22 protein-coding genes and 1 riboswitch are annotated in these 23,347 nt (G+C 70.1%); of the genes, 11 read left to right on the top strand and 11 right to left on the bottom strand.

The features are described from left to right. Nucleotides 1-120: 120 nt before the first annotated feature. Together OG936_RS03635 and OG936_RS03630 are read left to right on the top strand one after the other, a co-directional pair. Entirely contained in the window at nucleotides 121-738 is a 618-nt protein-coding gene (locus tag OG936_RS03635; RefSeq protein ID WP_266907202.1) for a MerR family transcriptional regulator, read from the top strand. Nucleotides 739-795: 57 nt separating this feature from the next. Continuing rightward, complete coding sequence (locus OG936_RS03630) at nucleotides 796-2,250, top strand: DNA polymerase IV (RefSeq protein WP_406492494.1); 1,455 nt, start codon at nucleotides 796-798, stop codon at nucleotides 2,248-2,250. On the opposite strand, the gene OG936_RS03625 is transcribed toward OG936_RS03630, so the two are convergent. Beyond that, a complete protein-coding gene (locus tag OG936_RS03625) occupies nucleotides 2,175-2,543 on the bottom strand; it encodes a PRC-barrel domain-containing protein (RefSeq protein ID WP_406492492.1) in 369 nt (122 codons plus the stop codon). The genes OG936_RS03630 and OG936_RS03625 overlap by 76 nt on opposite strands. Before the next feature lie 113 nt (nucleotides 2,544-2,656). Next, nucleotides 2,657-2,753: riboswitch (glycine riboswitch) on the top strand. A 192-nt stretch (nucleotides 2,754-2,945) separates the two neighbouring features. Between OG936_RS03625 and gcvP the strand changes: the two genes are divergently transcribed. Further along, nucleotides 2,946-5,831 carry an aminomethyl-transferring glycine dehydrogenase gene (gene gcvP, locus OG936_RS03620; RefSeq protein ID WP_406492490.1) on the top strand — a complete coding sequence of 962 codons (2,886 nt, stop codon included), beginning with the start codon at nucleotides 2,946-2,948 and terminating at the stop codon, nucleotides 5,829-5,831. Nucleotides 5,832-5,918: 87 nt separating this feature from the next. On the opposite strand, the gene OG936_RS03615 is transcribed toward gcvP, so the two are convergent. Beyond that, nucleotides 5,919-6,125 carry a DUF5999 family protein gene (locus OG936_RS03615; RefSeq protein ID WP_323183800.1) on the bottom strand — a complete coding sequence of 69 codons (207 nt, stop codon included), beginning with the start codon at nucleotides 6,123-6,125 and terminating at the stop codon, nucleotides 5,919-5,921. Nucleotides 6,126-6,446: 321 nt separating this feature from the next. After that, entirely contained in the window at nucleotides 6,447-7,040 is a 594-nt protein-coding gene (locus tag OG936_RS03610; RefSeq protein WP_406492488.1) for a hypothetical protein, read from the bottom strand. 482 nt (nucleotides 7,041-7,522) lie between these two features. Here OG936_RS03610 and OG936_RS03605 point away from each other — a divergent pair, with 482 nt between their 5' ends. Then, nucleotides 7,523-9,028: a glutamate-cysteine ligase family protein gene (locus OG936_RS03605; protein WP_406492486.1), complete on the top strand. Its 1,506-nt coding sequence runs from the start codon at nucleotides 7,523-7,525 to the stop codon at nucleotides 9,026-9,028. A 139-nt stretch (nucleotides 9,029-9,167) separates the two neighbouring features. Here the strand turns inward: OG936_RS03605 and OG936_RS03600 are convergent, their stop codons facing one another. After that, on the bottom strand, nucleotides 9,168-10,958 hold the full coding sequence (locus OG936_RS03600) for a substrate-binding and VWA domain-containing protein (RefSeq protein WP_406492484.1): 1,791 nt from the start codon (nucleotides 10,956-10,958) through the stop codon (nucleotides 9,168-9,170). A gap of 184 nt (nucleotides 10,959-11,142) precedes the next feature. Here OG936_RS03600 and OG936_RS03595 point away from each other — a divergent pair, with 184 nt between their 5' ends. Beyond that, complete coding sequence (locus OG936_RS03595) at nucleotides 11,143-11,922, top strand: CPBP family intramembrane glutamic endopeptidase (protein WP_406500309.1); 780 nt, start codon at nucleotides 11,143-11,145, stop codon at nucleotides 11,920-11,922. A gap of 91 nt (nucleotides 11,923-12,013) precedes the next feature. On the opposite strand, the gene OG936_RS03590 is transcribed toward OG936_RS03595, so the two are convergent. Further along, nucleotides 12,014-12,835 (bottom strand): PhzF family phenazine biosynthesis protein, encoded by an 822-nt coding sequence (locus OG936_RS03590; protein ID WP_406492483.1) that lies wholly within the window; start codon nucleotides 12,833-12,835, stop codon nucleotides 12,014-12,016. A gap of 211 nt (nucleotides 12,836-13,046) precedes the next feature. On the opposite strand from OG936_RS03590, the gene OG936_RS03585 reads away from it, so the two are divergent. Next, a complete protein-coding gene (locus OG936_RS03585) occupies nucleotides 13,047-13,484 on the top strand; it encodes a VOC family protein (protein WP_406492481.1) in 438 nt (145 codons plus the stop codon). Nucleotides 13,485-14,152: 668 nt separating this feature from the next. Here OG936_RS03585 and OG936_RS03580 read toward each other — a convergent pair. Next, nucleotides 14,153-15,211 carry a phosphotransferase family protein gene (locus OG936_RS03580; protein ID WP_406492479.1) on the bottom strand — a complete coding sequence of 353 codons (1,059 nt, stop codon included), beginning with the start codon at nucleotides 15,209-15,211 and terminating at the stop codon, nucleotides 14,153-14,155. Between the two features lie 200 nt (nucleotides 15,212-15,411). Here OG936_RS03580 and OG936_RS03575 point away from each other — a divergent pair, with 200 nt between their 5' ends. Further along, nucleotides 15,412-16,038 carry a PadR family transcriptional regulator gene (locus tag OG936_RS03575; RefSeq protein ID WP_383762128.1) on the top strand — a complete coding sequence of 209 codons (627 nt, stop codon included), beginning with the start codon at nucleotides 15,412-15,414 and terminating at the stop codon, nucleotides 16,036-16,038. Between the two features lie 87 nt (nucleotides 16,039-16,125). Here the strand turns inward: OG936_RS03575 and OG936_RS03570 are convergent, their stop codons facing one another. Next, nucleotides 16,126-16,557: an SRPBCC family protein gene (locus OG936_RS03570; protein ID WP_406492477.1), complete on the bottom strand. Its 432-nt coding sequence runs from the start codon at nucleotides 16,555-16,557 to the stop codon at nucleotides 16,126-16,128. Between the two features lie 78 nt (nucleotides 16,558-16,635). Further along, nucleotides 16,636-16,839: a hypothetical protein gene (locus OG936_RS03565; RefSeq protein ID WP_406492475.1), complete on the bottom strand. Its 204-nt coding sequence runs from the start codon at nucleotides 16,837-16,839 to the stop codon at nucleotides 16,636-16,638. Nucleotides 16,840-17,086: 247 nt separating this feature from the next. Between OG936_RS03565 and OG936_RS03560 the strand changes: the two genes are divergently transcribed. Next, a complete protein-coding gene (locus tag OG936_RS03560; RefSeq protein WP_406492473.1) occupies nucleotides 17,087-17,656 on the top strand; it encodes a Clp protease N-terminal domain-containing protein in 570 nt (189 codons plus the stop codon). Here OG936_RS03560 and OG936_RS03555 read toward each other — a convergent pair. Further along, nucleotides 17,629-17,847: a hypothetical protein gene (locus tag OG936_RS03555; RefSeq protein WP_406492472.1), complete on the bottom strand. Its 219-nt coding sequence runs from the start codon at nucleotides 17,845-17,847 to the stop codon at nucleotides 17,629-17,631. The two genes, OG936_RS03560 and OG936_RS03555, sit on opposite strands and share 28 nt — an antisense overlap. Before the next feature lie 160 nt (nucleotides 17,848-18,007). Between OG936_RS03555 and OG936_RS03550 the strand changes: the two genes are divergently transcribed. Together OG936_RS03550 and OG936_RS03545 are read left to right on the top strand one after the other, a co-directional pair. Next, the gene (locus OG936_RS03550; RefSeq protein WP_406492471.1) at nucleotides 18,008-19,036 is read left to right on the top strand and encodes an EamA family transporter; all 1,029 of its coding nucleotides are present in this window, start codon (nucleotides 18,008-18,010) and stop codon (nucleotides 19,034-19,036) included. Between the two features lie 161 nt (nucleotides 19,037-19,197). Then, nucleotides 19,198-20,154: a DMT family transporter gene (locus OG936_RS03545; RefSeq protein WP_406492470.1), complete on the top strand. Its 957-nt coding sequence runs from the start codon at nucleotides 19,198-19,200 to the stop codon at nucleotides 20,152-20,154. A gap of 57 nt (nucleotides 20,155-20,211) precedes the next feature. Here OG936_RS03545 and OG936_RS03540 read toward each other — a convergent pair whose 3' ends face one another. Next, nucleotides 20,212-20,907, bottom strand: coding sequence for a pyridoxamine 5'-phosphate oxidase family protein (locus OG936_RS03540; protein ID WP_406492468.1), 696 nt, complete (start codon nucleotides 20,905-20,907; stop codon nucleotides 20,212-20,214). A gap of 35 nt (nucleotides 20,908-20,942) precedes the next feature. On the opposite strand from OG936_RS03540, the gene OG936_RS03535 reads away from it, so the two are divergent. Beyond that, nucleotides 20,943-22,274 (top strand): aminotransferase class I/II-fold pyridoxal phosphate-dependent enzyme, encoded by a 1,332-nt coding sequence (locus tag OG936_RS03535; RefSeq protein ID WP_406492466.1) that lies wholly within the window; start codon nucleotides 20,943-20,945, stop codon nucleotides 22,272-22,274. Here the strand turns inward: OG936_RS03535 and OG936_RS03530 are convergent. After that, nucleotides 22,265-23,299, bottom strand: a complete 1,035-nt coding sequence (locus OG936_RS03530; RefSeq protein ID WP_406492464.1) for a DMT family transporter — start codon at nucleotides 23,297-23,299, stop codon at nucleotides 22,265-22,267. The genes OG936_RS03535 and OG936_RS03530 overlap by 10 nt on opposite strands. Nucleotides 23,300-23,347: the final 48 nt, after the last annotated feature.

Below are 23,347 nucleotides of genomic sequence, written 5' to 3'. Positions count from 1 at the left end.
ACGGGTCACGGGAAACCACCCTCAGGGTGATTATCACTCGGCGTGCCGAGTGTGGCGATCGTTGACGCACCCCGAGTGACTGCCTACCTTCGAGATGGCAGGTCAAGGACGGAGGTCGGCGTGAGAAGCAGCGGCGACGGTACGGCGGCGGGTGGGCCGTATCCGCAGCAGGGGAGTACAGCCGACCACACCATCAGGCAACCGGTTCAACCGGCGGCGGTGGCAGGGGGCGGCGTGGCATCGGCCAACGACATCGGCTATCGGGGGCCAACAGCGTGTGCGGCTGCGGGGATCACTTATCGGCAGCTCGACTACTGGGCGCGCACGGGGCTGGTCGAGCCGAGCGTCCGTCCGGCATACGGCTCGGGCACACAGCGGCTCTACAGCTTCCGGGACGTCGTCCTGCTGAAGATCGTCAAGCGCTTCCTGGACACGGGCGTCGCTCTGCAGAACATCCGTACCACGGTTCAGCATCTGCGGGCCCGCGGGTTCCAGGACCTGGAGCGGATGACGCTGATGAGCGATGGGGCGACGGTCTACGAGTGCTCGTCGCCCGACGAGGTCGTCGACCTGCTCCAAGGCGGCCAGGGGGTCTTCGGAATTGCCGTGGGCGTGGTGTGGCGGGACGTCGACGTCGCGCTGTCGCAGCTGCACGGAGAGCGCGTGGACACCGGCGAGACGCTCGTCGGGAACAACCCCGCCGATGAGCTCGCGCGGCGGCGCAACCGCGCCGGCTGACCGGGGCGAGGAATCGGGCCCGGCGATTGTCAGTGCCATGGGGCAGCATCGATTGATGTGAGAGCCGCGCCCACCATCCTGCATCTCGACATGGATGCCTTCTACGCCTCTGCCGAGCAGGCGGCGAAGCCCAGCCTGCGCGGAAAGCCGGTCGTGGTCGGTGGGCTGGGGCCACGCGGAGTCGTCGCCACCGCGTCGTACGAGGCACGGCGCTTCGGAGTGCATTCGGCGATGCCCATGGCGCAGGCCCGGCGGCTGGCCCCCAACGCGGCCTATCTGGTGCCCCGCTTCCTGCTGTACCGGACGGTCAGCGACCAAGTGATGGAGCTGCTGGGGCGGCTCTCCCCGCTGGTGGAGCCGCTCAGCCTGGACGAGGCTTTCGTGGACCTGGAAGCCGGTGGGGCGGCAGATGACACGGCTTCTGCGCTGGAGATCGGCGGGCAGCTGCGTACGGCCATCAAGGCGGTCACCGGACTGACCGGCTCGGTCGGGCTCGCGGGCTCCAAGATGCTGGCCAAGATCGCTTCGGAGCAGGCCAAACCGGACGGGCTGGTGCTCATCGAGCCGGGCACGGAGCGGGAGCTGCTCGCACCGATGCCGGTACGGATCCTCCCCGGCGTCGGGCCCGCGACGGCGGACCATCTGCGCCGCGCCGGGATAATGACCGTCAACGACCTGACCGAGGCGGGTGAGGCGGAGCTCGTACGCCTGCTGGGGAAGGCGCACGGCGGCTCGCTCCACCGGATGGCGTTCGGGTATGACGACCGGCCCGTTGTCGCGGAGCGGGACGCGAAATCGGTGTCGGTCGAGGACACTTTCGACGCGGACCTGCACGACCGGGTGCGGGTCAGGACGGAGGTCGAGCGGCTGGCCGGCCGATGCGTCCAGCGGCTGCGGGGCGCGGGGCGGTCCGGGCGGACGGTGGTGCTGAAGGTGCGCCGGTACGACTTCTCCACGCTCACGAGGTCGGAGACGCTCCGTGGGCCCACGGACGACCCCACAGTGGTCCGGGAGGCCGCCGCGCGGCTCCTGGAGGCCGTGGACACCACCGGAGGCGTACGGCTCCTGGGGGTCGGCGTCACGGGGCTCGCCGACTACACGCAGGAGGACCTCTTCGCGCAGGCGGCCGGTGAGCGGGCCGCGACCGGGGAAGAGGCCGAGGAGGAAGCGGGTGACCAGGGGGGCGAGCCCGCCGGTGGTGCGGGGGAGGAGACCCCCGAGACCTCAGAACAGCTCGCCTCCCGGCGCTGGCCCGCCGGGCAGGACGTGCGCCATGACGTCTACGGCCATGGCTGGGTGCAGGGCAGTGGTGTCGGCCGTGTCACGGTGCGGTTCGAGGAACCGGAGTCGGCGCCTGGCCGGGTGCGTACCTTCCGGATCGACGACGCGCAGTTGCAGCCGGTCGATCCGCTGCCGCTGGTGCGGAACCCGGCGGACTACTCGTCCTGGCCGGCCAGTCTGCCGAAGTCCCTGTCCGGGCCGGCCTCCTCGGGCGGGGAGTCCAGACCGTAGTGCCGGTAGAGCTGGAGCTCCTGTTCCGGTGAGAGATGGCGACCGACGCCGAAGTCGGGTGCGTCCTTGATCAGCGCCCGGTCGTAGGGGACGCGAAGCGAATCCTCCACGAACTCGCTGGGTTCCAGCGGGACGAACGCGTCCCGGCTGAAGAGTCCGGTACGTACGGCTGCCCACTCGGGCACACCGGTCGCGTCGTCGAGGTACACCTCGTCCACGGTTCCGATCTTGGTGCCCTTGCGGTCGAACGCCTTGCGGCCGATCAGGCTGCGCGGATCGATGTCGGTCTGCACGGTCCCTCCCACTGGTCGCGGCTACTCCACAAGCACTACAAAAGTGCAGATCCGAGGGGTTGGCCACTCGAGAATTCCGCCACGAGCCCCGCTGGTAGGCTGGTGATGGCTGCTGACCCCGTGCGGGAGAGTCCTCCGGAGCGAATCCGGAGGCGCCGAAGGAGCAAATCCTCCCCGGAATCTCTCAGGCCCCCGTACCGCGCGGACGAGGTCACTCTGGAAAGCAGGACGGGTTCCGTGCGGCCGAGCGCCGTCGGTTCCCTTCCTCACCGACGGTGAAAGCCGGTACGCCACAAGGCGCGCCGGTGAAGCTCTCAGGTTGAGATGACAGAGGGGGAGGCCGTCCGGGCACCCGCGCCGTGGTGCCCCTCGCAGGTCGTGACAGACCAGGAGGCCTCCACCATGACCCCCCGTCGCACTCCGCTCTCCCAGCTGGAGCAGGGTATTCCGTTCGAACAGCGCCACATCGGTCCCGATGACGAGGCGCAGTCGAAGATGCTCGCCCAGGTCGGTTACGGCTCACTGGACGAGCTGACCGCGGCCGCGGTGCCCGATGTCATCAAGAGCGCGGAGGCACTCCGGTTGCCGGCCGCCCGCACCGAGGCCGAGGTCCTCGCCGAACTGCGCGCCCTGGCCGACCGGAATCAGGTGCTGGCCCCGATGATCGGGCTCGGCTACTACGGCACCTTCACACCGCCGGTGATCCTGCGCAACGTCATGGAGAACCCCGCCTGGTACACGGCGTACACGCCGTACCAGCCGGAGATTTCGCAGGGCCGCCTGGAGGCGCTCCTCAACTTCCAGACGATGGTCGCCGAGCTGACCGGGCTGCCCACCTCCGGTGCCTCGCTGCTCGACGAGGGCACCGCGGCCGCCGAGGCCATGGCGCTCTCGCGGCGCGTCGGCAAGGTCAAGAACGGCGTCTTCCTGGTCGACGCCGATGCCCTGCCGCAGACGATCGCCGTCATCGAGACCCGCGCCGAGCCCACCGGTGTCGAGGTCGTCGTCGCGGACCTCTCCGACGGCATCCCGGCAGAGATCGCCGAGCGCGGCGTCTTCGGCGTGCTGGTGCAGTACCCGGGCGCTTCCGGAGCGGTGCGGAACATCCAGCCCTTGATCGAGCAGGCACACGAACTGGGTGCGATCGTCACGGTCGCCGCCGACCTACTGGCCCTGACCCTGCTCACCTCACCGGGCGGCCTGGGCGCGGACATCGCGGTCGGCACCACCCAGCGTTTCGGTGTGCCGATGGGCTTCGGCGGACCACACGCCGGCTTCATGGCCGTACGCGAGAAGTTCGCCCGCAGCCTGCCCGGCCGCCTCGTCGGCGTCTCCGTCGACGCAGACGGCAACAAGGCCTACCGGCTGGCGCTGCAGACCCGTGAGCAGCACATCCGCCGCGAGAAGGCCACCAGCAACATTTGCACGGCTCAGGTGCTGCTCGCCGTCATGGCCGGGATGTACGCCGTCTACCACGGTCCGGACGGGCTGCGGACGATCGCCCTTCGCACCCACCGCTACGCGACGATCCTGGCCGAGGGGCTGCGCGCGAGTGGCATCGACGTCGTGACCGGCTCCTACTTCGACACCGTCACCGTGCGCGTTCCCGGGAAGGCCGCCGATGTCGTGGCCGACGCCCGCGAGCGTGGTGTCAACCTGCGGCTCGTCGACACGGACCTCGTCTCCCTCGCCTGTGACGAGACCACCACCCGTACGCAGATCGCCGCCGTCTGGGCCGCGTTCGGTGCCGACGGGGACATCGAGGCGCTGGACGCCGCGGCTGCCGACGTGCTGCCCGAGGGCCTGCTGCGCACCGACGCGATCCTCACGCACTCGGTCTTCCACCAGCACCGTTCCGAGACGGCGATGCTGCGCTACCTGCGCAAGCTCGCCGACCGGGACTACGCTCTGGACCGTGGCATGATCCCGCTCGGCTCCTGCACCATGAAGCTGAACGCGACCGCCGAGATGGAGCCGATCACCTGGCCCGAGTTCGGCGCGCTGCACCCCTTCGCGCCGGCCGAGCAGGCGTCGGGCTTCCTCACGCTCATCCGTGAGCTGGAGGAGCGCCTCGCCGAGGTCACCGGCTACGACGCTGTCTCGATCCAGCCGAACGCCGGCTCGCAGGGCGAGTTCGCCGGTCTCCTGGCCGTACGGGCGTACCACCGGGCCAACGGCGACGACCAGCGGACCGTCTGCCTCATCCCGTCCTCCGCGCACGGCACCAACGCCGCCAGTGCCGTGATGGCCGGCATGAAGGTCGTCGTGGTGAAGACCGCCGACGACGGCGAGGTCGACATCGAGGACCTCCGCGCCAAGATCGAGACGCACCGTGACGAGCTCGCCGTGCTCATGATCACGTACCCGTCGACGCACGGTGTGTTCGAGGAGCACGTCGCGGACATCTGCGCCGAGGTGCACGATGCCGGCGGTCAGGTGTACGTCGACGGAGCCAACCTCAACGCGCTGGTCGGCCTCGCCAAGCCGGGCCGCTTCGGCGGCGACGTCTCGCACCTGAACCTGCACAAGACCTTCTGCATCCCGCACGGCGGTGGCGGCCCCGGCGTCGGCCCGGTCGGCGTGCGCGCGCACCTCGCGCCGTACCTGCCGAACCACCCGCTCCAGCCCGCGGCGGGCCCGGAGACCGGTGTCGGACCGATCTCGGCCGCTCCGTGGGGCTCGGCCGGCATTCTCCCCATCTCCTGGGCGTACGTGCGCCTGATGGGTGGTGAGGGCCTGAAGCGTGCGACGCAGGTCGCCGTACTCGCCGCCAACTACATCGCCAAGCGCCTCGAACCGCACTACCCGATCCTGTACAACGGTCCGGCCGGGCTGGTCGCACACGAGTGCATCGTGGACCTGCGGCCCATCTCCAAGGCCACCGGCGTCACCGTCGACGACATCGCCAAGCGTCTGATCGACTACGGTTTCCACTCGCCGACCATGTCGTTCCCGGTCCCGGGGACGCTGATGATCGAGCCGACCGAGAGCGAGAACCTCGCGGAGCTCGACCGCTTCTGCGACACGATGATCGCCATTCGCGGTGAGGTCGAGAAGGTGGCCTCCGGCCAGTGGAGCGCGGACGACAACCCGCTGAGCAACGCTCCGCACACCGCGGCGATGCTGGGCGGGGAGTGGAAGCACGGCTACAGCCGTGAGGTGGCGGTCTTCCCGGCCGGTGTCTCGGCTGCCGACAAGTACTGGCCGCCGGTGCGCCGGATCGACGGCGCCTTCGGCGACCGTAACCTCGTCTGCTCCTGCCCTCCGCTGGACGCGTACGACAACTGAGGCATGAGCGGCAGGGCGTGACGCGGACATGCGTCGGGGCCGGTGCGGAGTTCTCTCCGGGCCGGCCCCCGTTCGTACAGGCCGGGTTCAGGCGGCCTTCACCACCCGGCCGGTCTCCAGGGGCCGGTGCGGGGCGATGATCTGCCCGTCCGGGAGCAGCTCACCGGTGTCCTCGAAGAGCAGGACGCCGTTGCACAGCAGGCTCCAGCCCTGTTCCGGGTGGTGTGCCGTCAGACGGGCGGCTTCCCGGTCGGCTGAGTCGGCGGTCGGACAAGGTGGCTGGTGCTGGCACATGGCTGGGTTCTTTCGCTGCGTTGTAGTGAATGTCCTGCGGCTTGACGAGGTGTTCATGGCCGCTCCCCCGTATCGATCGGTCCGGTCCCAGTGTTGCCCCACGGGCGTCAATCCGCAGGGATTTCGCAGCAGCACTTCTCCTTACCCCGAGGACGCGTCACCCGGCCGGACGGTTCACTGCAACTGCACTGTCACTTCGGGTGGTTCGGGGTGGCCGGACCGGACTAGTCCGGATGGGCGGAATGTGCGCCACGCAGGGCTGTGCCCCACCACCGGAGACGGTGGCGGGGCACAGCCCTGTGGTGTGGGGCGCCGCCGCTGTCAGGCCGGCGATCCGAGCAGGGGGCCGGGGCGCGGGGTGATGCGCAGCGTCATCACGCGGAGCAGATCGGCTACCCGGTGCGGGCGGTGGGCCGCGATTCCCGGCGGGGCGGGAGCCAGCGGTACGAGGAGATCGGCGGGGGCGAGAGTGCCACCGGCCGCGTCGGCATCGGCGTCGCCGTGCAGCCACAGCGCCAGCATGTAGAGCTCAGGAACGGACAGCAGCCGTGGCTGGTAATGCGGTGTCACTGTCTCGGCCTGGCGCAGGGCGAGTTCGGTCGAGGCGATGTACGGGCCCTCGAAGAAGTGCGAGAAGGCCCAGCCGTCCGGGGTGAGCATGGTGTCCGCCGCGGCGACCGCCTGCTCCGAGCTGCGGATCACGAACCGCCACGCGGCTAGCCGGGTGGTGGGTGCGAGCCCGCTCGGGCCGATCCGCTCCAGTACATGGACGGGGAGCGGGAGTTCGGGGCTCAGTGGCCCCTGGGCGGATCGGAGAGCCGGTGTACGGGCCTCGCGGACTGCGGTGGGTGAACCGAGTGCCGCGAGAACGCTGCGGAGAGCGGGCGCGGGAGCCGGGGGAACAAGCAGCGGCATAGTGGGTCGCCTCTCACTTCGGAGACACGGTGATGCGTGGGCGGGTGCAGACGGCGCTGTCGGCGTGCGGGGCCAGAGGAGGCCGGTGACTGGGCCGGTGCGTCAACTCTCTGCCTCGTCCGCGAAGTTTATACGACACGTGTTCACGCAGTGATTCCACTAGCCGTCGCAGGCATGGCCGACAAGGCGGTATCAAGACTTTATTATGCGGAGATTATGCTGACTCGTCGTCGGCGGCGCAGCCGCCGCCAGGGATTTTTCCCTCGACGCGGTCGGCCGAAACGCGCCGGTGTTTTCGCTGCATGCCCGGCGGTGGAAAATGCGAACTGCGTCATGCCGACGTAATGTGCCCGGACGGCCGCCTTCAGATTACTGGGTGCGCGGCGATCGCGGGGCGTTATGGATCACCCGGTCTGGGCATTATCGACCGTGACGCGAGCGGCCTGGGCCGCGGGCCGCCCACTCGAGGGAGGGACGCTTCGATGGGGGAGAAGGTCGTGGCGGGCGCCTTTGATCTGTCCGATCCGCACAGGTACCGGAGGAAGCTCCACCAGTGCCTGGAGGGACTGGAGAGGCTCTTGGCGGAGCGGAGGTTCGACCGCCCCCGCAACCTCATGGGCATGGAGATCGAACTGAATCTGGCGGGCGCCGACGGTCTGCCGAAGATGATGAATGGGGAGGTGCTCCCGCGCATCGCGAGCCGTGATTTCCAAACCGAACTCGGGATGTTCAATCTGGAAGTGAACATAGTCCCGCACCATCTGGACGGACGCGTTTTCGATCAGCTGGCCGAAGAGATCAGGACTGGCCTCGGATATGCCCACCGGAAGGCGGGCGAGGTTGATGCCGGGATCATGATGATCGGAATTCTGCCCACCCTTGGGCATGCGGACCTCGTTGCGGCGAACCTCTCGGACGCGGAGCGCTACACACTGCTGAACGATCAAATGGTGGCTGCGCGGGGCGAGGATTTCTCCCTCGATATACGCGGCGTGGAGCGATTGGTCTGCACCTCCTCCTCGATCACCCCCGAGGCCGCCTGCACATCGGTTCAGCTGCATCTGCAGGTGACGCCGGAGCGCTTCGCGGCCGTCTGGAACGCGGCGCAGGCCGTGTCCGGGGTCCAGATCGCCCTTGGTGCCAACTCCCCCTTCCTGTTCGGCAGGGAACTGTGGCGGGAGTCGCGGCCGCCGCTCTTCCAGCAGGCCACGGACACCAGACCGGCCGAACTCCAGAACCAGGGGGTAAGGCCCAGGACCTGGTTCGGTGAGCGGTGGATCGGTTCTGCGTACGAGCTCTTCGAGGAGAACCTGCGCTATTTCCCCCCGCTGCTCCCGATCTGCGACGAGGAGGAACCACTGCGAGTGCTCGACGAGGGCGGGGTGCCGCAGTTGCAGGAGCTGGTGCTCCACAACGGCACCGTCTACCGCTGGAACCGGCCCGTGTACGGCATGGCCGACGGCGTACCCCATCTGCGGGTGGAGAACCGGGTCCTGCCCGGCGGCCCCACCGTCACCGATGTGATCGCCAATGCCGCGCTCTACTACGGGCTCGTGCGGGCGCTCGCCGAGGATTCCCGTCCGGTGTGGACCAGGCTGCCGTTCGCAGCGGCGGCCGAGAATTTCGACGCCGCGTGCCGCCACGGCATCGACGCGGAGCTGATCTGGCCGCGTCCGGGCCGGGCGGGCGGGCTGACGCGGGTGCCGGCCGTCAGGCTCGTACGGGACGAACTGCTGCCGCTGGCTGCCGCGGGGCTCGATGCCTGGAACATCGAGGCCGCGGACCGGGACCGCTATCTCGGGGTCATCGAGGAGCGTTGCAAGCGTCGGGTGAACGGGGCCTCCTGGCAGGTGGACACCTACCACCGGGCCCGGGAGACCGGGCTCGGACGGCATGCCGCACTGGCCGCGACCACCCGCCGGTACGCCGAACTGATGCACAGTGGCGAGCCCGTGCACAGCTGGCCGACGGGTGTCCCGGCGCGGTGATCCCGGCGCGCTGATCTCGTCGTGGGGCGCGTCGATGTGGCGGGCGTCGGCGTGACGGGCAGTCGTTGTGGCGGGCGTCGGCGGGCCGCCACTGCTCCCGGCTGACGTCGTCCGCCGTGGTTCCCGGCCGCACGGAGGGCTACTCCTGGGCGGCGTGGCTGCTCTGCCCAGCCGTCATGACGGCCTGCAGAATCACGGCTTGGATATCCGCAGGGTCGGTGACCTGGTAGCCCCCGCCGCCGGTCACCTTCGCTATCTCGTTCACCTCTTCGCGGTCGGCCTCCGGGCCGACCGCGATGGCGAGGAGCGGCACCGGACGCTCCGGGTCGGCGATCCGCTTCAGTTCCGCGATCAGGGCGCTGCGGGAGATGGACGGGGCGTCCTGGTTCGAGCCGTCGGTGAGGATCACCACCGCGTTGAACTTGCCGTTCACATACGTCGCCTGGGCGTCCTTGTACGCGGCCAGAACGGTGTCGTACAGGCCGGTCGCGCCGCCCGGAACCGGCTGGAGCGCGGAGAAGGCCGCGGCGAGCTTCTCGCGGTGCGTACCGCCGCCCTTCGCCGGATCCCCGAGCCGGCCGGTCGGAACCAGCCTGCGGTAGTCCTTGTCGCCGTCGAGCGTGGTGGCGAACTCCCAGAGCCCGATCTCGTCGTTCGGGGTGAATTGGTTGAGGGCCTGGATCAGGGACGCCTTGGTGACATCCATCCGGGACTGATTGCGTCCCGGCACGATCGTGGCCATGGAACCCGAGGCGTCGACAACCGTTGTCAGCCGTGCGCTCTGTATCGTGATCGTCCACATGCCGAGCGTCTGCTGGAGGTCCTCGGCGGACGGTGCCGCCGTGGCCGTGGTGGCGTACGGCTGGGGCTTGCTGCCGCCCGCCGACGCGACCACCGACTCCCCGGCCGTCCCGTCCACGTTCCTGAAGCCGTGCTTCTTCAGGGTGGCTTGCGCGCCCGGCTCGTTCAACAGCGTCATGAACCGCAGCGCCGCCCGGCCCTCGGCCGTACTCATCCTGGTCTCGTCGACCAGCGTGTACGGATAGTCGAGCAGCGGGGTGCCGTCCTTGGGATAGAAGAGATCGAGTCTTCCGCCGCCGGTCGACTCCGCGTTGTGGGTGAACGCGGCCTGCTCGGAGAGGAGCACCGCCTGGTTGCGGGCCGGATTGCCCTGTTCGGAGCCCGAATCGCTCTGCGCCAGTGTGTCCAGCACCTGGGTGTCGCTGTCCGACATGCGCTGCGCGAGCAGCTTGGCGGTCGCCGCGCCCCTGGTGTCGCTGTCACCGCCCTGCTTCTCGGAGGACGTGCCGATGCTGGAGAGGGCGAGCAGCCCGGTGGCGCTGCGTGCCGGGTCCGCCGAGCCCAGGCGCACCTTGTCCGAGTCCAGGACCGCAGCCGTCAGCTCGGCCCACGAGTACTTCTTCTTGGGCCAGCCGAGCGTCTTGGCCGCGGACGGCACCATGGCCATGGTGACGGGGGAGGAGGCGATGGAATCACCGCCGGTGATCGGAATGCCGTTGCCGGAGCCCTTGGCCCGGTCGAGCCAGAGGTCGCAGTCGGGCAGCCAGATCTGGTAGTCCGGGGCATGGGTGCCGGAGGAGATGGCATCGGCGACCTTGTAGGAATCGCGCGCGATGACCCGCACGTACAGGCAACGGCCGTCGGATCTCAGATCGTCCTCGCGCGCCTTGTCGGCGACGGCCCGCACGGCGGGGGCGATGTCCGGTGAGGCCGCCATGGTGAGACGTATGGCGGAGTCCTCGCAGGACTTCGAGAACGACAGCAGGCCGCCCTGCGCCGCGACTACCGTTCCGGCCGCCACCGCGAGGACGAGCACGGTCGCGATCGCAACGGTGCGCCGACGAAGCGGCGGTGGACCGTCCCCGCTTCCATCGGTCGCGTAGCCGTCGGGCAAGCTGTGACGTCCCATGTCGGTGGTGCCCCTCCTTGAGGATGAACAAGGAAAAGGGGGACCACACCATTGGCAATGGCGGTTGTCCCCCGGCCTGTCGCGCATGATCTTCGTACCTGCATTCGAGACCCTAGCGGGGCGCGGCGGGGCATGGGGCGTGAATACACAACTCAAGGCAGGTGTACAGGTGGAGGCGGGGCGCGTGGCTGATTCTTTTCCCCAGGAGGCTGTTTCGCAACGGATCTTGCGGTCCGAAACGGTGCTGGTGCTGGCTCTCTCGCTGGGGGCCAGCGGGGTGTCTGCCCTGATCAGTTTTGTCGGATCACTGACGAAACCAGGCGGTTTGAAGGAACAGGCCGCGACCCTCAACAGCTCGTACGCGCCAGGGCGCCCATGGCTGGATCTCGCCTGGCAACTCTTCGGTATCGCGACGGCCCTGGTGCCCGTCGCCCTCGTTGCGCATCTGTTGATCAGGGAGGGCACCGGTCTGCGGGTCATCGGCTTCGACCGGTCCAGGCCGTGGCCGGACCTGGGACGCGGCACGCTGGTCGCGGCGGGCATCGGAAGCGCCGGGCTCGCCTTCTATCTGGTGGCGAGGGCAGCCGGTTTCAATCTGACGGTGGTCCCGGAGTCTTTGCCCGACGTGTGGTGGAAATTCCCGGTCCTGATCCTGTCCGCACTGCAGAACTCCGTAGTGGAGGAAGTGATCGTCGTCGGGTACCTGCTGCGCAGGTTCGGGCAGTTGGGGTGGACGCCGATGGCCGCCCTGGCGGCGAGTTCGGTGCTGCGCGGCTCGTACCACCTGTATCAGGGCATTGGTGGCTTCATCGGCAACATGGCGATGGGCGTGGTCTTCGTGCTGCTGTACCGGCGCTGGGGGCGGGTCGGTCCGCTGGTGGCGGCGCATGCGCTGCTCGACATAGGGGCGTTCGTCGGATACGCCCTGCTGGCCGGGAAGGTGGGGTGGCTGCCTACGCCGTGAGCGGGGTGGGGGTCGGTCGGGGGTGTTCGGCGTGTGCGGAGGGCGTACGGGAGTGGTCCGTACGCCCTCCGTTGCGTTGTCGCCGGAAGGTTCAGAGTGCCGTGAGCAGTTCGCCGTCGATGACCGTGACGGCGCTGCCGGTCAGCAAGGTGCGTTCGCCGCGCAGCGAGGTGCGGACCAGGCCGGAACGGGCGGAGGCCTGTAGTCCGGTCAGCTCGTCACGGCCGAGGCGGGCCGACCAGAAGGGGGCCAGTGCGGTGTGGGCGCTGCCGGTCACCGGGTCCTCATCGATCCCGACGCGTGGGAAGAAGCCGCGGGAGACGAAGTCGTAGCCGCGGGAGGGGTCCTCGGCGGCGGCCGTCACGACGACGCCCCGCCGGGAGAGGCGGGCCACCGCGGCGAGATCCGGGGCCAATCCTCGTACGGTCGCCTCGTCGGCCAGTTCCACGACAAGGTCGCCGATGTGGGGGCCGGTGTCGTGGACGGAGAGCGGTTCCGCGCCCAGGGCGCCGCCCAGCCCGGCCGGGACGGACTCCGATGTCAGAGGGGCTGTGGGGAAGTCGAGGGTGACTGTGCCGTCCGGGTGGCCGGTCGCGGTGAGGATTCCGCATCGCGCCGTGAAACGCACCGTGCCGCTCGCCGCCCCGGTGGTGTGCAGGACGTGCGCGGTCGCGAGGGTGGCGTGCCCGCACATGTCCACCTCTGTCGTCGGGGTGAACCAGCGCAGTGCCCAGTCCGCTTCGCCACCCAGCGGCAGCCGGTGGGCGAAAGCGGTCTCGGAGAGGTTGACCTCCGTGGCGATCGACTGGAGCTGCGTGTCGTCGGGAAAGGTGTCGGAGTCCAGCAGCAGGACTCCTGCCGGATTCCCGCTGAAGGGGCGGTCGGTGAACGCATCGACGATTCGGATCCTCATGACGCCGACCATAAGTGCGACGGAACGTGGCGGGACAAGGCCAATTCGTTGTCGCTGGACCGAAATGCCCGGCCGCCGGCCGGGACTTCGAGCGCCTGCCACCGATTCCGGCTGCTCCTCCGTCCACGAGCCGTGAGAGCCGGGCGCGATGCGGCGGACCGGGTGTGTCAGAGGCGGGCGGTACGGTTCCCCATCGGATCGAGGAGGCCCCATGCGGATCAAGTGGAACTTGACGATCGACTGCGTGCACCCGGCGAAGCTGGCTGAGTTCTGGGCGCTGGCACTGGGCTATACGGCGAAGCCCGCGCCCGCGGGCTTCGGAAGCTGGGAGGAGTGGTTCGCTCATCACGAGATCCCGAAGGACGAGTGGGATCAGGGTGCGTACCTCTGCGATCCGGACGGGGTGGGCCCCAACCTGTCCTTCCTGCAAGTGCCGGAGTCGAAGGTGGTGAAGAACCGACTGCATCTGGATGTGCAGGTCGGGGGCGGTCGTGATGTGCCCTGGGAGGTGCGATGGCCGCGAGTGGTCCAGGCGGTGGAGCGGCTGGCCGCTGCGGGTGCGACTGTGATCCATGAGTACGAACTGCTGGGCAGACCCGATCACGTGATGCTGGCAGACCCGGAGGGAAACGAGTTCTGCCTGGTCTGACGGCGACTGCCTCAGCCCCTTGCGGGTGCTGACCAACGCCGAGGTCCAGAAGGCCCGTTGTTTCCTGCGGTTGCATCCGCGGGGACGCTGCGGGTTTCGTCGAAGTTGCCGTCCGTGGGGTGGCCGCCCGGTGATGGCGACGCGCGGTGTTCTTCAGCCGGGGAGCTCAGGCCTTGCTGCCGGGACCGGCAGGCCGAGAGCGCGGCATGCGCCCGGTGGTGGCGATCGTCGTCGTGGCCGGGGCGGCGAGGCACAGCGGCGCGTGGGCGGGCCGGTCGCGGCGCCGGAGCGGGCTGACGCCGATGCCGGGAACGGCAGGTCGTGGGCCCCGAGTGCCCGGCCGCACCACGCACACCGAGTACGCCCGCGACGCCGGCCGTGCCGAACCGGTACAGAGCCGGGCACCGGAGAGGGCGACCACCACCACCGAGAAGGTCTCCCGTTTGCCGGGCAGGGGCTCCGGCGTTCCCGGACCTCACGCGACGAGCCCGCAGATGCCGCACGTGGTCGTCTGGCGGTGTTGCCCCAGCCGTCTTCTTCAAGCCGGTGTCCTGCGGGCAGTGCCAGAAACCGCTCGACCGTCGCAAGGATGGCCGGACCCGCCGCTGGTGCTCGCGAAAGTGTTACCGCTTGTCCCGCGGCCGGCCTGAGCAGCCGAAGAAGAAGGCCTAGTACCAGGGGCGGGCGTCATGCGTGGGCAGCGGGCGCAGCTTCGGCCAGCGTTCGAGCAGGCGGCCGGCCAGGGCGGAGCTGAGGCGGCCGACGGCGTGCAGGTGATCGTGGTCGCGGGTCATGTCGGCGACCACGTCCAGGCGGTGGACGAGCCGCTCACGAGCGGAGACGTAGCCCCACTCGAAGTCCTCGGCGGGCACCCGGGCGAGTTGGTCGACCGTCCCGCGGTGGGCCCGCTCGACGAGCGCGTCGCCCTGGATCAGCCAGCCTGCGCACGCGTCGGCGAGGTCACCCGGCACGTCCTTCCCGGTGAGGCCGCGCCAGGTGGTCCGGTAGACGTCCTCGACTTCCGTAAGCGGGGCCGCGGTGACCGACAGGGCACACCAGCAGGTGGGGAAGCCGATGCGGAAGTAGGCGAGTTCGATCAGGCCGTTGCCGAGCGAGGCCCTCTCGAAATCGACGAAGCGGACGCCGTCGGCGGTGCGCAGATCATTGCCGGGGCAGGGGTCGCCGTGCAGCAGCGCATGGTGCGAGGTGGGGTCCAACCGCTCCAGGAGACCGGCGAGTTCATCGGGAACCGTGGACGGTACGGGCACGTCGAGCGCCCTGGCCAGGGTGAGGAAGGACTCCGCGTCGGTGGCCGTGAGCCCCGACCAGACCGGTAGTGCGCCCGCGTCGGCGGGCCCGGTCAGGGCGTGCAGCCGGGCGAGCGACTCGGCGTACCCCGGCATCCAGTCGTCCGTCTTGCCGAGGCCGTCCAAGTGCTCGAGGACCATCACCCGCGAGGACAGGTCCGTGGCGAGCACCGCGGGGGCCACGGCGGGCCCGGAGGCCCGCCCCGCCAGGCGCAGCCCGGCGACCTCCCGCGCGAAGCGCGTGTTCGCGTCGGCGCCCGTGTCCCCGCTGTCGGTGATCTGCTTGACGATCACCAGCCGCCGGTCGGCCAGCCGCACCCGCCACACCCGTGACCGCGGACTGCTGTCCAGGAGTTTGGTCAGCTTGGGGGTGCCCACGGTGGAGAGCAGCGCCTCATTGAACGGAACACGGTTCAGCATGCCGACGAGCGTAGCCGTAGCTTCGCACGCGCGGGCGCCCGCAGCCGACCACCGAGCACGGCCCCGGACGACCGGCACTGAGCCAATCAACCTTCGCTGAGACAGGTCACCAGCAGTGACCGACTGGGTGATTGTCAAGCGACCGGTTCCGATATATCGTTGACGCATCGCGACAGATCGACGATGGAAGGAGTGTGGCGATGCGTTCACGTGGACACGAACATGAGCACGGGCATGGACATGGGCACTGCGGGCCCGGCCATCAAGGCCGGGGTGACTTCGAGGGGCGGCGGGCGGCCTTCGGGCAGTTCGGTCCGCCGTTCGGTGGCGGTCCCTTCGGTGGTGGCCCCTTCGGCGGCGGTCGCGGCCGGGGTGGCGGCCGGGGGAGGGCGCGCCGCGGTGACGTGCGTGCGTCGATCCTGGCGCTGCTGAAGGACCGGCCGATGCACGGGTACGAGATGATCCAGGAGATCGGCGAGCGCAGCGGCGGGGCCTGGCGGCCCAGTCCGGGCTCGGTCTACCCGACCCTCCAGCTACTGGAGGACGAGGGCCTGATCGTCAGTGCCAGTGAGGGCGGCAAGAAGCTGTTCACGCTGACCGATGCCGGTCGCACCGAGGCGGAGTCGGGTCCCGACGCGCCCTGGGAGGAGGCCGGGCGCGGAGTCGACTGGGAGAGCGTCAATGAGATCCGGCAGGCCGGTTTCGGCCTGATGGAGGCGTTCGGTCAGGTCTGGAAGACCGGCTCGGCCGATCAGCGTCAGAAGGCGCTCTCCGTCATCAATGACGCCCGCAAGAAGCTCTATCTGATCCTCGCCGACGAGCACTGAGCCCGTGGGGCGACGTGCGGGGCGGCGCAGTGTTCAGGGGCCTCGCGGCCGAGCCGCGAGGTCCCTTTCCCGTCCCTGCGGTGGCTGTCAGGCTGCGACCAGCCCGCCCAGTTTGCGCAGTGATTCGACGAGCGCGGCGGTCGCCGAATCCTTGAGTTTGCCCGCCATCAGGGAGACCGCCGCACCCGTGAACTCCCCGTCGATGCGTACCGTGGTCGCGTCGCCGTCGGGAGTCAGTGAGTAGCGCATGGCCAGGTTGACGCCCATCGGCCCCTTGCCCTTGGTGGTGAGCAGGCGCGCGGTCTCCAGCTCCGCCACCGTCCAGATCACCTCCGCCGGGAAGCCCATGAGTTTCATGTTCTCCTCATAGGTGGCTGCGACTTCGAGTGTTGTCGGGCCGCCCTTGGGGAAGCTGGTGTGGGTGGCGTTCCACTGGCCGTACGCGGTGAAGTCCGTCAGCTGGGCCCAGACCTTCTCGGCCGGCGCCTCGATGCGTGCCTCTGCACTGACTTCGGCCATGCGACCACCCCTTCTCGGCGGGTTACGGTGTCGCGGAACGTAGCCGCAGTGACGTCAACATTCAATACTGATGAACCGTCAGATCTCTGTGATCCGGTCCTTGGGTCCCGCCCGCCAGATCAGTGCGGCGTCGAACCGGTCGCAGGCGCGCGGGTGCGGGCCGTCGTCATGGCAGTGGAAGGCGGCCCAGAAGAGGTCGGCGTGCAGTGCGTCCACCGGTGCGTGGACGCGGTACACGTACTCCCGCCCGTCGAGCGCCGGTAAGGCGACCAACCAGGACACGTCCGCAGGCTCCCTTCCGGTTGCCGTGGGGGTGGTGTGGCCTGTGGGACGTGCGGGGGGCGGCTCCTGGTTGCTCCGGGAGCGCGGGGCAAGGCGGCGCGCGCTGTTCTTACGGATCGGATCCCGAAATGGCGAGATCTCATCCGTAAGGAGGAGGAGGTGTTCGAGTGTGCCCAACTTGCGTGGGATGCCTAGATGGGTCCCTCCGGCGATGCTTCGGCGCTGCGGGACTGATGGGGTGGGAGGTGTGCAAAACCGGACGCCGCGGATCCCTCAGCAGCCCGCACCGAACCGTGCTGAGTTCGACGCCAGACTCACTGTGGAGCTGGCCGCGGTGGTGACGGGTGCCCGCAGGCGAGCGCTGCGCGACGGCGACCGGCAGGTCGACACGGCGCATCTGCTGCACTCCCTCATCGAATCGGACCCCGAGGTGCGGGCGGCCTTCGAGGGGGGACCCCAGCTGGCCAAGGTCCTCGGGTATCTCGTCCAGCGCAGTATCGGCTACGGGCTCCGCTGGCAGGGTGCGGTGGAGGACTCCGGAGCTGTTCCGGTCGTCCGGGGCGCGGATTCCGTTGTGCGGGACACGGGCGTGGAAGGCTGGTCGCCCTCGGCCGCCACGGCGATGGCGGGGGCCCTGGAGCGGGCGGAACTGCGGGGCGACGCGAGGGCCGGCGGGCTCGATCTGCTCGCGGCGCTGGCCAGGGACCACGAGTGCCGGGCTGTCGACGTGCTGGAGCGGGCCGGTGTCGACGCGGAGCAGCTTGCGGCCCGGATCGTGGGGGTGTCCGGTCAGGGGTGGCGGGGCGCCGGGGGCTGACGGCCCGAGGCGCGGGCGCCGATTCGGCGTGGCGGTTCGGTCGGCACCTTGAAGGCCGGGCGGAGCAGGGCGGCGATGCGGTCGGCGGGAGCGTCGCGACGGGCGTCGAGGCCGAGGAACTGGGTGCCGATGGTGACGCCGACCATGGTGGTGACGACAAGTGCGGTGCGCAGCACCGGATCCGCGACCATGGCGGGGGCTGCGGTGGAGCCGGGCGTCTGACGGACAGCGCGCCGCGGAGGGGCCGGGCGTCTGACGGACAGTGCCGCGGAGGGGCCTGGTGTCTGACAGGGAGTGCATGTCAGGGGTCATCGGGGTGACGCTCCTGACTTCAGCTGTCATGATGTGCCGATGCACGCGTCTCAGGGGAGAAGCGCCAGCCTGGGACTTGCCTTGGTTTCGGCGTTCGCATTCGGTGGTTCAGGGGTGGCGGCCAAGCCGCTCATCGAGGCAGGCCTCGATCCGCTCCATGTGGTGTGGCTACGGGTGGCGGGCGCCGCCCTCGTCATGCTGCCCGTCGCCTGGCGGCACCGGGATCTCGTACGCAGCAGGCCGCTCCTGCTGCTCGGGTTCGGGCTGCTCGCCGTCGCGGGTGTGCAGGCCTTCTATTTCGCCGCGATCTCCCGTATCCCCGTCGGTGTCGCGCTCCTCGTGGAGTATCTGTCGCCCGCGCTCGTCCTCGGCTGGGTCCGCTTCGTCCAGCGCCGGCCGGTCACCCGGAGCGCCGCGGTCGGTGTGGTGCTCGCAGTCGGGGGGCTCGCGTGCGTGGTCGAGGCCTGGTCGGGGCTGAGGTTCGACATGGTCGGGCTGATCCTCGCGCTCGGTGCCGCCTGCTGTCAGGTCGGTTACTTCGTCCTGTCGGACCAGGGGAGCACGGATAAGGCGAAAGGCGCGGAACCGCCGCATCCGGTCGGTGTCATCGCGTACGGGCTGCTGATCGGCACGGTCGTTCTCACCGTGGTCGCGCGGCCGTGGAACATGGACTGGTCGATTCTGGGCGGCAGCGCGGGCATGGACGGCACGGACGTACCTGCATGGCTTCTGCTCCTGTGGATCGTGCTGTTGGCGACGGTCCTCGCCTACGTCACCGGCGTGATCTCGGTACGGCTGCTTTCGCCCGCGGTGGCGGGTGTCGTCGCCTGTCTGGAGGCGGTCATCGCGACCGTGCTCGCCTGGGTGATGCTCGGTGAGCACCTGTCGGCGCCGCAGCTCATCGGTGGTTCCATAGTGCTGATCGGCGCATTCATCGCCCAGTCGGCGACGCCGCGGACGCCCTCCGGCCCCGTCGCGTCAGGGCCGGGCGGCGGACAGATCGCCGGAGCGGACAGGGGTCGCGCCGCGGCCGAGGGGGAGTTGTCCACGGGCCGTACCGCGACGTAATGTGACGCGCATGTATGCGACCGTGCTTTCGCCGCCCACCGCCTGACACGGGCGGCGGCCACTCCTGACGAAGACCGGGCTCGGGCAGTTCCCGGGCGGTCCGTCGCGGCCCGTGTGCGGAGCCGAGCGACCACCGTCCCGTCTTCATCCGGAGAAGCCACGTGTCGAATCCTGCTTCCGGCCTGCCCATCGGGCGGAGCCTCTTCTATCTGATCGTCGCCGGTGTTGCCTGGGGTACTGCCGGGGCCGCCGCCTCGCTGATCTTCGAGGCCAGCGATCTGGGCCCGCTGGCCCTGTCGTTCTGGCGCTGCGCGGGCGGCCTCTTGCTGCTGCTCGCCGTGCTGGCGCTACGGCCTCGGCGGGCGGCCGCCCCCGCCGAGCCGCGCAGCCGTCGGCTGCTGCGCGTCCTCGGCACCGGTGTGGGTCTCACCGTCTTCCAGAGCGCGTACTTCGCGGCCGTCGAGGCGACGGGCCTCGCGGTCGGGACCGTCGTCACCCTAGGGGCGGGTCCCGTGCTCATCGCGGTCGGCGCGCGACTGACCATGGGAGAACGGCTGGGGCGCGGCGGACTGACTGCGGTTGTGGGCGCGCTGGCCGGGCTCGCGGTGCTGGTGCTCGGGGGCGATGGGGCCACGGTACGGCCTGCCGGAGTCGCCCTGGCCCTGCTCGCGGCGGCCGGCTACGCGGCAATCACCCTGCTGACCCGGTGGCTCGGCCGCGACGGCGGCACCACCGACTCGCTTGCCACCAGCGCCTGGGCCTTCGGGATCGGAGCCGTCGGACTGTTGCCGATGGCCGTGGCCGAAGGGCTCGTACCGCATACCGCTCAGCCCGCGCACGTGGTGACGCTGCTGGTGTACGTGGCGGCGGTACCGACCGCGCTCGCTTACGCGCTCTACTTCGCGGGCGCCGCGGTGGTGCGTGCGGCGACAGTGTCCGTGATCATGCTGCTCGAACCGGTCAGTGCGGCGGCTATCGCTGTCCTGGTGCTCCGTGAGCAGCTCACCGCCGCGACCGTCGTCGGGACGCTGCTGCTCCTCGTGGCCGTCACGGGGCTGGCGTTCGCCGAAGCGCGCAGTGCCGCGCACGCCCGCCGCCGGGGGGCCGTACCGGCCTGACCGCTGGGGCGGGCGGGCCCATGGCCACGGTGGCGGGCCGTCCGGTCCTGGGACGGTTCAGAGCGCGGTGACGTAGCCGGGCACCCCGATCGCGGGATCGAGGTCGTCCGAGGGGAGCGGAGCCGCATAGCCGTGGGCGAGCGGGACGACGCCCGCCCAGTGGGGCAGTGCGAGGTCGCGGGCCTCGTCGTTGGGGCCGCCGGTGCGGATCTTGGCGGAGACCTCCTGGAGGTCCAGCCGGATCACCGCCGTCGCCGCCAGCTCCTTCTCGTCGGCGGGCCGCGAGTCCGCGGACCGGCCCGGCACCACGTGGTCGACGATCGCGTCGAGGGCGGTCCGCCGCTCCTGCGGGTCGGTCACCGTGCGCGCGATGCCGTGGACCACCACGGAGCGGTAGTTGATCGAGTGATGGAAGGCGGAGCGGGCCAGCACCAGCCCGTCGACATGCGTCACCGTCAGACAGACGGGCAGGCCGGGGTCGGTCCGGCCGGTCTCCCGCAGCGGCCGGGAGCCGGTCGAACCGTGTACGTAGAGCCGCTCGCCCACCCGGCCGAAAAGCGTCGGCAGGACGACCGGTGCGCCGTCACGGACGAAGCCGAGGTGGCAGACGTACGCCTCGTCGAGTATCGAGTGGACCAGTTCCCGGTCGTAGGCCGCACGATCGCGGGAACGGGTCGGGACGGTGCGCTCGGTCGGCCGGTATCCGGCCGCGGTGTCCGGGTTCGTGCTCTGCGGCGATGCGGTGTCCGACATTGCGCACTCCATTGCACTAGTGCATAATCTAGTTTGTGCTAGGAGAGTATCGGATTGTCGGGCGGCGCGCATCGGAAATTGCCGCCAGTGTGGAGCGCGGGGTCGGTTCGGGTGACCTCGCGCCGGGGCAAGTGCTGCCGCCGATAAGGGAGTTGGCGGATCTGTTGGGGGTGAATCCCAATACGGTGGCGGCCGCCTACCGCACGCTGCGCGAGCGTGGAGTGATCGAGACGGCCGGGCGCCGGGGCAGCAGGGTGCGGCCGCGCCCCGCGAGTACGGCGCGCGGTTCGCTCCGGGTCGAGGCGCCGCCCGGGGTGCGGGATCTGGGGGAGGGGAACCCCGATCCGGCGCTGCTGCCCGCGCTGGGGGAGGCGTTCGCGGCGGCCGCGGGCGAGTATGCGCGAGACCCCGGTCTGTACGGACAGCCGCCGGTGGACCCGGAGTTCGCCGCACTCGCGCGCGCCGCACTGGATGCCGACCGGGTGCCGGGCGGGCCCGTGGTCGCGACCTCGGGATCGCTGGACGCGATCGAGCGGGTACTGGTCGCGCATCTGAAACCCGGTGACGCGGTGGCCGTCGAGGACCCGGGATGGGGCAGCATGCTCGATCTCGTACCGGCGCTGGGACTGCGCCCCGTGCCCGTCGCACTCGATGACGACGGACCGCTGCCCGATGACGTGGAGCGCGTGCTGAACGCCGGGGCCCGAGCGCTCGTCGTCACCGACCGGGCGCAGAATCCGACCGGGGCCGCGATCAGCGGCGGGCGCGCCTTCGAGCTACGGGGCGTCCTCGCCGGACACCGCGAAGTGCTCCTGATCGAGGACGACCACGGGCACGGCATCGTCGATCTCCCGCTGTACCCGCTGGCGGGCGCCACGGACCGGTGGGCGTTCGTGCGGTCCGTCGCCAAGGCGTACGGGCCGGATCTGCGCGTTGCCACACTGACCGGCGACCCGGTCACCGTCGACCGGGTGTCGGGCCGACAGCGGCTCGGCCCCGGCTGGGTCAGCAGACTGCTGCAACGGGCCGTGGTGCATCTGTGGGCCTCGGGCGCGGTCGACCCGGCCGAGGTGGCGCGGGCGTACGCGAAGCGCCGGGACGTACTCGTGCGGGCACTGAAGGAACGGGGCGTGGAGGCGCATGGACGCAGCGGCATGAACGTGTGGGTGCCGGTGAGCGACGAGACCGGGGCCGTGGCACGGCTGCTGCACGCGGGCTGGGCGGTGGCGCCCGGAGCGCGGTTCCGGATGGCCGCGCCCCAGGGTGTCCGGCTCACCGTCTCACCGCTCACCGAGGGCGACATCGAGCCGCTGGCCGATGCGGTGGCGGCGGCGGCCGGACCGGTGCAACCGCTGAACTACGGCTGAGTCCTGGTCCCGGTCCTTCCGCCGCGCGCCCTGCTCTGGGTCAGGGCGGCGCCCGCCAGGACCACGAGGGCGCCGACCGGAGTGTTCCAGCTCAGCTGTTCGCCGAGCACGAGGACTCCGGCCGCGGTGGCGATGACCGGGATGAAGTACGTGACCATCTGCGCGGTCGTGGGTCCGACCTCCGCCACCAGGCCGTACTGGACCAGCACCGCAAGGCCCGTACCGAGCGCACCCAGGGCGACCACGGCCAGGGTCGGGAGCAGGGGGAATCCGTTGGGGACCGAGGTGAACAGCGGGGTCACCAGAGCGATCTGCACCGTACCGAGCAAGAGCTGGCTGCCGGTCAGGGAGAGCGTGGAGGAACCGCTGCCCGCCAGCGTTCTGCGGACGTAGATCCAGCCGATCGGGTAGCTGAGGGAGGCGAGCAGCGCCATGGCCGTGCCGCTGACGTCCAGCCCGGAGAAGCCCTGCCAGGCGCCCAGCACGGTCAGCACGCCCAGGAAACCGAGCCCGAGTCCGGCGACGCGGCGACGGGTGGGCCGGTCCTCCGAGAGCGCGACGAGCGACAGTGCCATGCCCCACAGGGGCGAGGTCGCGTTGCAGATTCCGGCCAGGGTCGACGGGATGGTCAGCTCGGCATAGGCGAAGAGCGAGAACGGCAGCGCGTTCAGGAAGAACGCGGCGACGGCCAGGTGCCCCCACGTGCGGGCACCGCGCGGCGGCCGCTCCCTGCGTACCGCCATCGCGACGGCCAGCACGGCCGTGCCCGCCAGGAGGCGGCCGAGAGTGACCTGGAACGGGGCGTAGCCCTCGGTTCCGACCTTGATCAGAAGGAAGCTGAAGCCCCATATGAGGGAGAGCGCTCCGAAGCGGATCCGCCAGTTCAGCCCGGGCCGCGCGGCCGGGGCCGAAGCGGACGTCGCGAGGAGCGCCGGGGTGGTGGCGGGGGTGGCCGTCCCGGTTGGCCGGGACGGGGCGGAGGATCTGGCAGGAGGAGGGGTTCTCGGTGTGACCGGCGCGCTCATGCGGTCAACGATGACGAAAACAATCGAGTAGGACAAGTGAGATTTTGT

The sequence above is a fragment of the Streptomyces sp. NBC_00846 genome (assembly GCF_045207325.1).
In the GTDB taxonomy this organism is placed as follows: domain Bacteria; phylum Actinomycetota; class Actinomycetes; order Streptomycetales; family Streptomycetaceae; genus Streptomyces.
This window is presented reverse-complemented; position numbering and strand designations above follow the sequence as displayed.

Coding starts and splice junctions, on each gene's coding strand:
- OG936_RS03580 (WP_406492479.1), bottom strand. CDS start 15,211: ATGCTGAACCGTGTTCCGTTCAATGAGGCGCTGCTCTCCACCGTGGGC.
- gcvP (WP_406492490.1), top strand. CDS start 2,946: ATGACCCCCCGTCGCACTCCGCTCTCCCAGCTGGAGCAGGGTATTCCG.
- OG936_RS03530 (WP_406492464.1), bottom strand. CDS start 23,299: ATGAGCGCGCCGGTCACACCGAGAACCCCTCCTCCTGCCAGATCCTCC.
- OG936_RS03590 (WP_406492483.1), bottom strand. CDS start 12,835: ATGAGGATCCGAATCGTCGATGCGTTCACCGACCGCCCCTTCAGCGGG.
- OG936_RS03585 (WP_406492481.1), top strand. CDS start 13,047: ATGCGGATCAAGTGGAACTTGACGATCGACTGCGTGCACCCGGCGAAG.
- OG936_RS03610 (WP_406492488.1), bottom strand. CDS start 7,040: ATGCCGCTGCTTGTTCCCCCGGCTCCCGCGCCCGCTCTCCGCAGCGTT.
- OG936_RS03575 (WP_383762128.1), top strand. CDS start 15,412: ATGCGTTCACGTGGACACGAACATGAGCACGGGCATGGACATGGGCAC.
- OG936_RS03555 (WP_406492472.1), bottom strand. CDS start 17,847: ATGGTCGCGGATCCGGTGCTGCGCACCGCACTTGTCGTCACCACCATG.
- OG936_RS03540 (WP_406492468.1), bottom strand. CDS start 20,907: ATGTCGGACACCGCATCGCCGCAGAGCACGAACCCGGACACCGCGGCC.
- OG936_RS03605 (WP_406492486.1), top strand. CDS start 7,523: ATGGGGGAGAAGGTCGTGGCGGGCGCCTTTGATCTGTCCGATCCGCAC.
- OG936_RS03600 (WP_406492484.1), bottom strand. CDS start 10,958: ATGGGACGTCACAGCTTGCCCGACGGCTACGCGACCGATGGAAGCGGG.
- OG936_RS03615 (WP_323183800.1), bottom strand. CDS start 6,125: ATGTGCCAGCACCAGCCACCTTGTCCGACCGCCGACTCAGCCGACCGG.
- OG936_RS03570 (WP_406492477.1), bottom strand. CDS start 16,557: ATGGCCGAAGTCAGTGCAGAGGCACGCATCGAGGCGCCGGCCGAGAAG.
- OG936_RS03550 (WP_406492471.1), top strand. CDS start 18,008: ATGCACGCGTCTCAGGGGAGAAGCGCCAGCCTGGGACTTGCCTTGGTT.